The organism is Actinokineospora sp. (assembly GCF_052390155.1).
Classification (GTDB): domain Bacteria; phylum Actinomycetota; class Actinomycetes; order Mycobacteriales; family Pseudonocardiaceae; genus Actinokineospora.
In genome coordinates, this window is sequence record NZ_JBQTHF010000041.1 from 85,572 (window position 1) to 97,492 (window position 11,921).

General features: G+C 69.8%; 11 protein-coding genes. 5 read left to right on the forward strand and 6 right to left on the reverse strand.

All coding sequences use genetic code 11. The annotated features are described in order from the left end of the window. Nucleotides 1-118: 118 nt before the first annotated feature. The 6 genes from gyrB to dnaA all read right to left on the reverse strand — a co-directional run bounded on the left by gyrB (nucleotide 119) and on the right by dnaA (nucleotide 8,752). Nucleotides 119-2,095, reverse strand: coding sequence for a DNA topoisomerase (ATP-hydrolyzing) subunit B (gene gyrB / locus ACT4N7_RS15615; RefSeq protein ID WP_444829442.1), 1,977 nt, complete (start codon nucleotides 2,093-2,095; stop codon nucleotides 119-121). Nucleotides 2,096-2,299: 204 nt separating this feature from the next. Then, nucleotides 2,300-2,800, reverse strand: coding sequence for a DciA family protein (locus ACT4N7_RS15620; RefSeq protein WP_444829443.1), 501 nt, complete (start codon nucleotides 2,798-2,800; stop codon nucleotides 2,300-2,302). A gap of 232 nt (nucleotides 2,801-3,032) precedes the next feature. Next, nucleotides 3,033-4,190, reverse strand: coding sequence for a DNA replication/repair protein RecF (gene recF / locus ACT4N7_RS15625; RefSeq protein WP_444829444.1), 1,158 nt, complete (start codon nucleotides 4,188-4,190; stop codon nucleotides 3,033-3,035). After that, nucleotides 4,190-5,101: a phosphogluconate dehydrogenase (NAD(+)-dependent, decarboxylating) gene (gene gnd, locus ACT4N7_RS15630; RefSeq protein WP_444829445.1), complete on the reverse strand. Its 912-nt coding sequence runs from the start codon at nucleotides 5,099-5,101 to the stop codon at nucleotides 4,190-4,192. The genes recF and gnd overlap by 1 nt, the downstream gene beginning before the upstream one ends. A 25-nt stretch (nucleotides 5,102-5,126) precedes the next feature. Further along, on the reverse strand, nucleotides 5,127-6,260 hold the full coding sequence (gene dnaN / locus ACT4N7_RS15635) for a DNA polymerase III subunit beta (protein WP_444829457.1): 1,134 nt from the start codon (nucleotides 6,258-6,260) through the stop codon (nucleotides 5,127-5,129). A gap of 935 nt (nucleotides 6,261-7,195) precedes the next feature. Further along, entirely contained in the window at nucleotides 7,196-8,752 is a 1,557-nt protein-coding gene (gene dnaA / locus ACT4N7_RS15640) for a chromosomal replication initiator protein DnaA (RefSeq protein ID WP_444829446.1), read from the reverse strand. A 500-nt stretch (nucleotides 8,753-9,252) separates the two neighbouring features. Here dnaA and rpmH point away from each other — a divergent pair, with 500 nt between their 5' ends. From rpmH to ACT4N7_RS15665, 5 genes are read left to right on the forward strand one after another with little or no spacing between them, the layout of a single operon-like run. Beyond that, nucleotides 9,253-9,390, forward strand: coding sequence for a 50S ribosomal protein L34 (gene rpmH / locus ACT4N7_RS15645; RefSeq protein WP_444829447.1), 138 nt, complete (start codon nucleotides 9,253-9,255; stop codon nucleotides 9,388-9,390). A 14-nt stretch (nucleotides 9,391-9,404) separates the two neighbouring features. Next, nucleotides 9,405-9,794, forward strand: coding sequence for a ribonuclease P protein component (gene rnpA / locus ACT4N7_RS15650; RefSeq protein WP_444829448.1), 390 nt, complete (start codon nucleotides 9,405-9,407; stop codon nucleotides 9,792-9,794). Continuing rightward, nucleotides 9,791-10,126 (forward strand): membrane protein insertion efficiency factor YidD, encoded by a 336-nt coding sequence (yidD, locus tag ACT4N7_RS15655; protein WP_444829449.1) that lies wholly within the window; start codon nucleotides 9,791-9,793, stop codon nucleotides 10,124-10,126. Before rnpA ends, yidD begins: the two co-directional genes overlap by 4 nt. Before the next feature lie 3 nt (nucleotides 10,127-10,129). Then, nucleotides 10,130-11,200, forward strand: a complete 1,071-nt coding sequence (yidC, locus tag ACT4N7_RS15660; RefSeq protein ID WP_444829450.1) for a membrane protein insertase YidC — start codon at nucleotides 10,130-10,132, stop codon at nucleotides 11,198-11,200. A gap of 29 nt (nucleotides 11,201-11,229) precedes the next feature. Then, nucleotides 11,230-11,787, forward strand: coding sequence for a Jag family protein (locus ACT4N7_RS15665; RefSeq protein WP_444829451.1), 558 nt, complete (start codon nucleotides 11,230-11,232; stop codon nucleotides 11,785-11,787). Nucleotides 11,788-11,921 lie beyond the last annotated feature (134 nt).

Consider the following 11,921-nt stretch of genomic DNA (forward strand, 5'->3'; position numbering starts at 1 on the left):
TGGAGCTTCCTTCCCGACCCAGCTCACGGGCTTCGACTTGCCTGCCATCGGCGTACCGGCTGGCAACCTGGACAGCTTATCTGCGCTGGTCAGCGCGAACACGGCGGCTCGCGGCGACCTACACGTCGAGGAACCGGACGTCCTTGGCGTTGCGGGTGATGAACGAGCGGCGGGCTTCGACGTCCTCGCCCATCAGCACGCTGAACAGCTCGTCGGCGGTGGCGGCGTCGTCGAGGGTGACCTGGAGCAGCAGCCGGTGCGCCGGGTCCATCGTGGTGTCCCACAGCTCGTCGGCGTTCATCTCGCCGAGGCCCTTGTAGCGCTGGATGCCGTCGTCCTTGTTGATCTTCTTGCCCGCCGCGAGCCCGGCTTCGAGCAGGCCGTCCCGCTCGCGGTCGGAGTAGGCGAACTCCGGGTCGACGCGCTGCCACTTGATCTTGTACAGCGGCGGCTGCGCGAGGTACACGTGCCCGGCCTCGACCAGCCCGCGCATGAACCGGAACAGCAGGGTCAGCAGCAGCGTGCGGATGTGCTGGCCGTCGACGTCGGCGTCGGCCATCAGCACGATCTTGTGGTAGCGCAGCTTCGACAGGTCGAAGTCCTCCTGGATGCCCGTGCCCAGCGCGGTGATCAGGCTCTGCACCTCGGTGTTCTTCAGCACGCGGTCGATGCGCGCCTTCTCCACATTGATGATCTTGCCGCGAATCGGCAGGATGGCCTGGAAGCGGGACTCGCGGCCCTCCTTGGCCGAGCCGCCCGCCGAGTCGCCCTCGACGATGTAGAGCTCGCACTCGTCGGGGTTGGTGGAGTTGCAGTCCTTGAGCTTGCCTGGCAGCCCGCCGATGTCGAGCGCACCCTTGCGGCGGACCAGCTCGCGCGCCTTGCGGGCGGCCATCCGCGCCTGCGCGGAGGACACCGCCTTGGTGACGATCGCCTTCGCGTCGGCCGGGTTGCGCTCGAACCAGTCGGCCAGCCACTCGTTGCAGGTGGTCTGCACGAACGTCTTGGCCTCGGTGTTGCCGAGCTTCTGCTTGGTCTGGCCCTCGAACTGCGGCTCGGCGAGCTTGATCGACACGATCGCGGCCAGACCCTCACGGGCGTCCTCGCCGCTGAGGTTGGCGTCCTTCTCCTTGAGGAGCTTCTTGTCGCGCGCGTACACGTTGACCACCCGGGTCAGCGCGGCGCGGAAGCCTTCCTCGTGCGTGCCGCCCTCGGGGGTGTTGATCGTGTTGGCGAAGGTGTAGACCGACTCGGCATAACCGGTGTTCCACTGCATCGCGACCTCGACCTCGATGCCCTTGGCCTTCGCCTCGAACGAAATGACCTTCTTGTGGATCGCCTCACGCGTGTGGTTGATGTGCTTGACGAAGTCTTCGAGCCCGCCCGGATAGTGGTAGACGCGCTCCTTGACCCGGGCCGTCTGACCGCTCGCGTCGGCCTCGGTGTCCTCGTCGGACACGCGCTCGTCGCGCAGCACGATGGTGAGGCCCTTGTTGAGGAAGGCCATCTCCTGGAGCCTGCGCGCGACGGTCTCGGCGTTGTAGACGGTCGTCTCGAAGATCACCGGGTCGGCCCAGAAGGTGATCGTGGTGCCCAGGTCGCGGGTGGGCGCGCCCTGCTGGACCGGGGTGACCGGCTTGGAGTCCTCGTAGCGCTGGTTCCAGACGAAACCGTCGCGCTTGACCTCGGCCTCAAGGACGCTCGACAACGCGTTGACCACCGAGATGCCGACGCCGTGCAGCCCGCCGGAGACCGCGTAGCTGTCGCTGTCGAACTTGCCGCCCGCGTGCAGGACGGTCATCACGACCTCCAGCGCGGACCGCTTCTCCTCGGGGTGCTCGTCCACCGGGATGCCGCGGCCGTCGTCCACGACGCGCACGCCGCCGTCGGCGAGCAGGGTGACCTCGACCTTCGTCGCGTGGCCCGCCATCGCCTCGTCGACCGAGTTGTCGACGACCTCCCAGATCAGGTGGTGCAGACCGCGCTCACCGGTGGAGCCGATGTACATACCCGGGCGCAGCCGGACGGCTTCGAGTCCCTTGAGAACCCCGATCGAACCGGCACCGTACGAGTTTTCCTGCTTGTTGGCTGTCACGTGCCCGGTGTCTCCTCGTCGTCCGATCGACTGCGACGGCGGTGCGCGGCGGTCGACGTGACGCCACCCTGTGCACCCCTGTGTACATAGTACTGGTGCGGTCGCACAGAATCGTGGCAAGGACACCCCTGGCTCGCTCACAGAGCCCCGGATGTGAACGGGCGCGAGTCCCGACGCCAGACCGCGTCTCTCGACCCGCGACGGTCAACCGTAGGTGTCTCGCGGACCACGGCCCGAGACATGCCTCGGGCCGTAGCGCCAACTCGGTGCCGTTGGGCCCTGGACCTTGAGCTTCTTCACCACTCCTTGCCCGACTCCGGCGGCGATGCGCACGAGGAGCTGGCGCTGGAGCAGCCGGAGCTGTGTCGCCCACGCGGTGGACTCGGCCTGGACGGTCAGCTCGCCGTCCTTGAGCGCCATCGGCCGGGCGTGCTGCGCGACCTCCTCGCCGACGAGCGCCGCCCATCTGCCGAAAACCTGGCCGCCCGCGAGGCGCTCGTTCCACCCGCGGTCGACCGCGATCCGGGAGGCGAGCCTGCCCAGCGGCTGGGGGTCGCGGTCGTCGGCCGTGGCACCCGACCAGCGGCGGCGGCTGCGGGACCCGCCGCTTGTTCCACGTGGAACAGTGCGGCCGCCGCGCGGCTTGCGCAGGGCGACCTGCCGAGCGGCCGCCAAAGCGGCTCTGGCAAGATCAGAACCCCGCAACGGGGGGGTCTCACTCTGTGTAGCGCCTGTGGATGAATCGGCGCGATTTTCATCCTGTCGTGTGGATTGCGCACCGGAATCAGCTCGGTTTGGTCCGCCAGACGGCCGCACAGTGACAGCGTTATCCACACTATCCACAGGTTTGTCCCCAGTTGTGCGACGCGTCCCACCCGATCTGGTTACTGGCCGTGGCTGATCATCCGGCTGGATCGCGCCGCCGAACAGGTCGTCGTCAGACACGTCGCACCTCCCCGTCGGCCACCAGATAGCGGGTCCCGGCCAGCTCGCTCGGCACATCTTCCTCCACCGCGGCCGTCACGAGGACTTGTTCGGCCCCCAACGCCACTTCGGCGAGTCGCTGCCGTCTGCGCCGGTCGAGCTCGGCGAACACGTCGTCGAGCACCAGCACCGGTTCGCTGCCCTCGGCGCGCAGCAGCTCGTAGGACCCGAGCCGCAGCGCCAGCGCGACCGACCACGACTCGCCGTGGCTCGCGTACCCCTTCGCGGGCACCTCGCCGAGGATCAGCTCCAGCTCGTCGCGGTGCGGGCCGACCAGGCTGACCCCGCGGTCCAACTCGGCCTCGCGCCGGGTGACCATCTCGGCGAGCAGCGCGTCGGCTACCACCTCGATGTCGGCGGACTCCCCGCCGGGCACCCCGTACCCGGCAGGCAGGCTGTCGGCGATCTTCGCCCGGTACACCGCCTGCGCGGGCTGCGACTCCGGCGCCACCCCGGCGTAGGCCGCGGCCACGTGCGGCGCCAGCGCGGCCACCAGGTCGAGACGGGCGGCGAGCAGCAGCGCCCCCTGCGTGGCGAGGTGGCCGTCCCAGACATCGAGCGTGGCGAGCGCGTCCGGGTCGGCCCGGCGGGCGCGCCGGTTCGTCGCGGCACTCTTGAGCAGCGCGTTCCGCTGGCGCAGCACCTTCTCGTAGTCGCTGCGCACCCCGGCGTATCTCGGCGCGCGCAACACGAGCAGGTCGTCGAGGAACCGGCGGCGCTCGCCCGGGTCGCCCCGCACCAGCGCGAGATCCTCAGGGGCGAACAGCACCGTGCGCAGGATGCCGAGCACGTCGCGCGGCCGCGGCACCGGGCCGCGGTTGATCCGCGCCCGGTTGGCCTTGCCGGGCGTGATCTCCAGTTCGACCGTCAGCTCGCGGCCTTCGTTGACCACCGCGCACCGCACGATCGCGCGGTCCTGACCGTGCCGTACCAGCGGCGCGTCGGCGGCCACCCGGTGCGAGCCGAGTGTCGCGACGTATCCGATGGCCTCGACCAGGTTGGTCTTGCCCTGGCCGTTCGCACCGACCAGTACCGCCGCGCCCGGCGCCAACTCCAGGTCGGCATGCTCCCAGGAGCGGAAGTCAGCAACCTGTAAGTGCCGGAGGTGCACTACTTCACTTCGCCCGATCCTGAGGTGGGGCCTGCCTTGTGCACCGCGTGGCCGCCGAACTGGTTGCGCAGCGCGGATACGGCCTTCATCGCGGGCGAGTCGTCCTGGCGGGAGGCGAACCGGGCGAACAGCGCGGCGGAGATCACCGGCGCGGGCACCGAGTGGTTGATCGCTTCCTCGACGGTCCACCTGCCCTCGCCGGAGTCCTCGACGTAGCCGGTCAACTCGGCCAGGCCGGGGTCCTCGTCCAGCGCCTTGACCAGCAGGTCGAGCAGCCAGGACCGGACGACCGTGCCGCGGGTCCACGCCTTGAGCACCGCGGGGACGTCGGTAACGGCCTCGGCCGCGACCAGTAGCTCGTACCCTTCGGCGTACGCCTGCATCAGGCCGTACTCGATGCCGTTGTGCACCATCTTCGCGAAATGGCCCGCGCCGACGGCGCCCGCGTGGGCGAAACCCTCCTCGCGGGGACCCTCCGGCCGGAGGCTGTCGAAGATCGGCATGGCGCGCTCGACGTCGTCCGCGGCGCCGCCGACCATCAGGCCGTAGCCGTTGTCCTTGCCCCAGACGCCACCGGACACCCCGCAGTCGAGGTAGCCGACGCCCTTCGCGCCGAGCAGCTCGGCGTTGCCCTTGTCGTCGGTGAACCGCGAGTTGCCGCCGTCGATCACCAGGTCGCCCTCGGCGAGCACGTCGCCGAGCTGGGCCACGGTCTGCCGGGTCGGGTCGCCCGCCGGAACCATCACCCACACGACGCGCGGCGCGTCGAGCTTGGCCACCAGGTCGGCGAGCGACTCGGTGTCGCTGACCGCCGGGTTGCGGTCGTAGCCGACCACGTCGTGGCCTGCGGCGCGCAACCGCTCGCGCATGTTGAAGCCCATCTTGCCCAGGCCGACGAGTCCGAGCTGCATCGAAATCCTCTCGCGACGGTCCGGCTCAGCCGGGAAGCCGGACGGGCATGAGCAGGTAGAGGTAGCCCGGGGTGACCTCGCCGTTCTCGCCGACCGGCTTGATCAGCGCGGGACGGTTGGGCGTGGTGAACGACAACTCGGCCCGGTCGACGTGCAGCGCGGCCAGGCCGTCCTGCAGGTAGCCCGGGTTGAACGCGATGGTCACCGGGTCGCCGGTGAACTCGACCGGCAGCTCCTCCTCGGCGCTGCCCTCGTCGTCGCCGCCCGCCGACAGGCGCAGGCCGCCGTCGGAGAACTCCAGCCGGACCTGGGTGCCGCGCTCGGCCACCAGCGACACCCGCTTGATCGCCTCGACCAGCGGCGCCACCGCGATCACGGCGCTGGAGGTCTGCTCGGAGGGCAGGAGTTGGCGGTAGCGCGGGAACTCGGCGTCGAGCAGCCGCGAGGTGGTGCGGCGGCCGGAGCCGGAGAGCCCCAGCAGGCCGTCGCCCGGGGACAGCGCGAGTTCGACCGTGCGCCCGGAGCTGCCCAGCGCCTTCGCGGCCTCGGCGAGCGTGCGGGCAGGGACAAGCACGGCCGCGTCGTCGACGTCGCCGGAGGGCTTCCACTCGAACTCGCGCATCGCGAGCCGGAAGCGGTCGGTGGCGACGAGGGTGAGCTTGTCGCCCGCGATCTCCACCCGGACACCGGTCAACATCGGCAAGGTGTCGTCCTTTCCCGCCGCGACCGCGACCTGGCTGACCGCCTGGCCGAAGACTTCGCCCGCCAGCTCACCCGCGTGCTGCGGCATCGCGGGAAGCTGCGGGTAGTCCTCGACCGGCATGGTCGGGAGGCTGAATTTGGCGTTGCCGCAGGTGATCGCGACCCGAGAGCCGTCGACCGAGAACTCGACGGGCTGGGCGGGCAGGGACTTGGTGATGTCGGCCAGCAGCCTGCCGGAGACCAGGGTACGTCCGCCGTCGGCGACTGTCGCGGGGATGCAGACGGTGGCCGACACCTCGTAGTCGAACCCGGAGACGGTCAGCCCGTCGGTGCCATCGGCCGAGCCCGCGTCGAGCAGGACTCCGCCGAGGACGGGGACGGGAGGCCGGGACGGGAGGCTGCGCGCGACCCAGGCGACGGCGTCGGCGAGGCCGTCGCGCTCGACGCGGATCTTCATGGGAGTCCTTTCCAGGCCCGACCGGTCGCCCGCACCGATCGTGCGGGGCGGGGCCGTCGAGCTGTCCACGCTGTAGGGCCCAACCGTAGAGCGTGATCGGTCCCCCCGTCATCCGGGGCGGTTCGGCCGCTGGCGGGCGGCGGACGAGGTGTCCCCAGATTCGGCGATCCCCTATTTCTTCTTTTAGTTCTTCCTTAAGAGAGAGAAGAACAGCAGTAGTAATAGGTCCTGTGGATTGTGTGGACAACCGGTGTCTGTGCAGGTCGGGTGCCCTGTGACCATGTGGACGAGTGGGTGGTCTGACCGGTGGACAACTCGGGCTGTCGGTGGATGGTTCGAGCGGGGCTCGGATCGGTCCACATGTCGGCCGAGTTGTCCACAGAACGCTCCCCAGATGTGGGTCGAGTAGTACCCAGGCAGGCGCTCGTCCGCCCACAGGGTTGTGCACAGGTGAAGTCCCCCGTATCGGTGATGCAGACCACCCGCTCAGGGCCGCTCGCGCGGGTTTCTGGGGGTGTGGACGGGCTCTCCACCGCCGCAGAAACCTCGCGAACCGGTGTCGTGGGGCGTCGACACTCCTCCGTCGACACTCGCCCGCGCGGCGGCGGTCGCGGCGTGGACGGTCGAGCGGGAGTTTTCTGGGGGTGTGGGCGGGCGTCCACGGTGCCAATAAAGATGCTTCGGACGGGATCGCGGGCAGGGGCCCGCACGGTCGGGTTCGAGCGGTGTGGACTTCAGCGGCGCGCGGCCGAGCGGACCCCGCCGGGGTCGGGCGGGGGCCTGTCGTCGCGTCGACAGCGCACGGGCGGATGTCTCACCGGATACCTCGGCCGACGCGGTTTATTGCGGCCGTGGACGGCTGCCCACAGCGGCAATAACCAGTGCGGTTGCGCGCAGGAGGGCAGGGTGCGGCCCCGGAGGTGCGGAGGGGAGCGTCAGGCTCGGGCGCGCTGCTTGATCCGGGAGGTCAGCTCCTGGACCTGGTCGTAGATGCGGCGCCGTTCGGCCATCTCCTTGCGGATCTTCTTGTCCGCGTGCATCACGGTGGTGTGGTCGCGGCCGCCGAAGGTCTGGCCGATCTTCGGCAGGGACAGGTTGGTCAGCTCGCGGCAGAGGTACATGGAGATCTGCCTGGCCTGCGCAAGCGCTTTCGTCTTGCCAGGGCCGCACAGGTCGTCGATGGACACGCCGAAGTACTCGGCGGTGACGGCCATGATCGTGGGTGCGGTGATCTCCGGCGCCTGCGAATCCGGGATGAGGTCGCGCAGCACGATCTCGGCCAGGCTGATGTCGACCGGCTGGCGGTTGAGCGAGGCGAACGCGGTGACCCGGATCAGCGCGCCCTCCAGCTCGCGGATGTTGGCCTCGACCCGCGCGGCGATGAACTCCAGCACCTCGGCGGGCGCGGCCAGCCGGTCCTGCGCGGCCTTCTTGCGCAGGATCGCGATGCGCGTCTCCAGCTCAGGCGGCTGGATGTCGGTGATCAGGCCCCACTCGAACCGGGTGCGCAGGCGGTCCTCCAGGGTCTCCAGCCGCTTGGGCGGGCGGTCGGAGGAGACCACGATCTGCTTGTTCGCGTTGTGCAGGGTGTTGAAGGTGTGGAAGAACTCCTCCTGGGTGCCTTCCTTGCCCTCCAGGAACTGGATGTCGTCGACCAGCAGCACGTCGATGTCGCGGTAGCGGCGCTGGAACGCCACCTTGCGGTCGTCGCGCAGCGAGTTGATGAAGTCGTTGGTGAACTCCTCGGTCGACACGTAGCGCACGCGCATCCCAGGAAACAGCCGCTGCGCGTAGTGGCCGACCGCGTGCAGCAGGTGGGTCTTGCCCAGGCCGGACTCGCCCCAGATGAACAGCGGGTTGTACGCCCGCGCGGGGGCTTCGGCGACCGCGACCGACGCCGCGTGGGCGAACCGGTTGGACGCGCCGATGACGAAGGTGTCGAAGGTGTACTTCTCGTTCAGCCGGGTCTTCGAGGTCTGCGGCTGCGCGGGTGCGGTGAAGGGCTGGCCGCTGGTCGGCGGCTGGCCGGTGAACGTCGGCCAGATCTCGTGGACGGTGGCGAGCGCGTCGCCCTCCTCGTCCACCTCCTCGCCGTCGTCCTCGCCGTCGGCGGCGAACTGGCCGGGCGGCAGCACGGCGGTGCCCGCCGCGGCCTGCACGTCCAACGCCGGGATGGTGACCGTGTCGCCGTCGACCTGGGGCAGGACCGGGGCCGACTTCGGCGCGACGGGCGCGACGTCGACCTTCACCGCGAGGGAGACCACGCGGCCGAGCCTGCGGGACAGCGCCGCGGTGATCGGCTCGCGGAGCGCGCGTTCGATCGCCTCTTTGGCGAAGTCACTCGGCGCCGACAGCAGCGCGGTGCCGTCGAGCAGGCCGATCGGCCTGGTCATCCGCATCCACGCGCGTTGCGACGGGGACAGCGTCCCGGCCGACAGCTCGCGGACCACCTGCTCCCACACCACACCGAGATTCATCTGGTGCTCGGACATCAGCGCCGTCCCCTCCCCTCGTCGGCATTTTGATAAGGCTGTCCCGGTGTGCGAGTGGCGTCAAACGCGCATCCACAGGTTTGTCCACAACTGTGCACGAAGGTACGGCGAACCGCAGAGAAACCCGTCGGGGGGTTCAAGGTACTCAGTGGCTCGGCGACGACGGCTCAGCAGGGGGCTCCCATTCCCCGTCCGGCCAGCCAAGAGACCGCACGCTAACAAGGGTCACCCGATGCCACAAGATGCGTTGTGGAGCAAGGATTCGACCGTCCACGCCCGGTCGCCGAACGGTGGCGCAGGGTGGATCAGCGGTACCCGGGTTTGATGCCCGCGACCCGGCTGCGTACCCTCATAAGGTCTCCCGCTTGTGGCGGGCGAGTCCTGCGTGCCCGTCGATCGGTTCGCGCGCGGGTTCGTCCAGACCGCACCGGGCAGGAGGCGCGCGACCAGCCAGACCTCAGCCGGAACCACCTGGCCAGCAAGTATCGGGAGAACGAGCCGTGAGCAAGCGCACCTTCCAGCCGAACAACCGTCGTCGGGCCAAGACCCACGGCTTCCGTCTGCGCATGCGGACCCGCGCGGGCCGCGCGATCGTGGCCACCCGCCGACGCCGGGGCCGCGACAAGCTGTCGGCCTGATCCCACCCGCCGCCGTGCTTCCCGCGGCCGCCCGGCTGACCAGCAGTGCGGACTTCCAGTCGGTGACCAGGAAAGGTCGCCGGGCGGGTCGTCCCCGACTCGTGGTGCACGCCGCGCAGGCGCGGACCGAGGTGGCAGCAGTCGAAGCCGACTCTCGTGCGACGCCGAGGGTCGGCTTTGTCGTGAGTAAGGCCGTCGGCAACGCCGTCGTGCGGCACCGGGTGGTCCGGCGGCTGCGGCACGTCGTCGGGGCGCGGCTCGGAACTCTGCGGCCCGGCAGCACGTTGGTCGTGCGGGCGCTGCCGGAGGCAGCAGGCGCGACGAGCGCCGAGCTCGGCCAGGACTTCGACGCCGCGATCCGCAGGCTGCACCTGGCCGTGGACGACATTGGCGGTGGGGCGTGAGCGAGGCAACCGCGGTGGACGACCGCGCGGTCGGGCGCGAGCCTGCCCGCCCCGGTCCGATCGCCCGCGTGCTGCTGCTCCCGGTGCGGGCGTACCGGCGGTGGATCTCGCCGCTGCTCCCGCCCGCCTGCCGGTTCTACCCTAGTTGCAGCGCGTACGCCGTCGAGGCGCTCACGGTGCACGGCGCGCTGCGGGGCGCATGGCTCGCGGTATGGCGGCTGCTCCGCTGCGGCCCCTGGCACCCCGGGGGGCTCGACCCCGTGCCGCCGAGGAAGACCGAGACCGAGACCGGGACGACCCGCCCGGCTGATCCGCTAGCTGCCGAGGAGTAGTCCGTGCTCGATTTCATCTACTACCCGGTGTCCTTCATCCTCTGGTGTTGGCACTGGGTCTTCGGCCACGTGTTCGGCGAGGCCAGCGCGGTCTCCTGGGCGTTGGGCATCGTGTTCCTGGTCTTCACCCTGCGCGCGATCATGTACAAGCCCATGGTCAAGCAGGTGCGCTCCATGCGGAAGATGCAGGAGTTCGCGCCCGAGATCAAGAAGCTGCAGAAGAAGTACTCGAACGACAAGCAGAAGCTCGCGCAGGAGATGCAGAAACTCCAGTCGCAGCACGGGGTCAACCCGCTCGGCGGCTGTCTGCCGATGCTTCTGCAGATCCCGGTGTTCATCGGTCTGTTCCACGTGCTCCGTGAGTTCAAGCCGGGCAAGACCGAGAACTACTTCTTCGACGAGCGCGGGGTGTCCTCCTACATCGCGGCGGACCTGTTCGGCGCGCGGCTGAGCAACTGGATCACCCAGCCCGCGGTGGAGTTGGCCAACTTCGAGGTGTCCCGGGGCGCGATCATCGTCGTCGCCGTGCCGCTGATGATCCTGGCGAGCGCGCTGACCCACCTGACCGCGCGGCACTCGGTGGCCCGGCAGAACCCGGACGCGGCCAACCAGCAGACCGCGCTGATGAACAAGCTGACGCTCTACATCTTCCCGCTGGGTGTCCTCATCGGTGGCTTCTTCTTCCCCATCGGCCTGCTCATCTACTGGCTCGCCAACAACGGCTGGACCCTGATGCAGCAGTACGTCGTCTACCGCAAGATCGACGCCGAGGAAGCCGAGAAGAAGACCGCCGCGATCGAGAAGCGCAACGCCGCCGCACCGAAGCCTGGACAGCGGCCGCAGCAGCGCAAGCGCGTCACCCCGGCGAAGCCCGAGGGCGTCGACGCGGCCGCCACGCCCGCTTCGGAGAAGGCCGCCGACGCGGCCCCGCCCGCCAAGGCTGAGCCCGACACCCCGGGCGCCAACGGCAAGGCGAAGGCGGCGGGGAACGGCAAGCCCGCAGGCGGCACCGAGATTCCCGGTCTGATCTCAGGCCGATCCCGCAGCAAGAAGTCAGGTCGCAAGAACCGCTGAGGCGTTGCACGACCTGGAGAGGAGAAACCGTGCCGGAAACGGTGCAGGAGTCCGAGAAGGCCACCGTCGAGGTGGAGAGCGAGGACGTACCGGCCGAGGGCGATGACCGCTCCCCCGGTTCCGCCGAGGAACAGCTCGTGCACGAGGGGGACATTGCGGGCGACTATCTGGAGAGCCTGCTCGACATCCTCGACTACGACGGCGACATCGACCTCGACGTCGAGGCGAGCCGGGCGATCGTCAGCATCGAAGGCGGCGAAGACCTGGAGAAGCTCGTCGGCCCGCGCGGAACGGTGTTGGAGGCGCTGCAGGAACTCACCCGGCTCGCGGTGCAGCAGGAGACCGGCACCCGCAGCAGGCTGATGCTCGACATCGCGGGCTGGCGCGCCGACCGGCGCGAGGAGTTGCGCGACCTCGGTCGCGCGACCGCGGAGAAGGTTGTCTCCAGCGGGGAGCGGGTGCGGCTGCAGCCGATGACCCCGTTCGAGCGCAAGGTCGTGCACGACGCGGTGGCGTCGGTGAAGGGCGTGCACAGCGAGAGCGAGGGCGAGGACCCGCGTAGGCGCGTGGTCGTCTTCCCGCAGTAGGACGCAGACCGAGAAGGCGGGGGCCCCGCCCCCCGGGGCGCCCCCGTCGGTTGTGTAGTGGCAAAAAGGCGGGGGGGGGGGGGCCGGGGGGGGGGCCCCCCCGCAAGACCCCCCCAAACCCGGGCGGGGTGTGA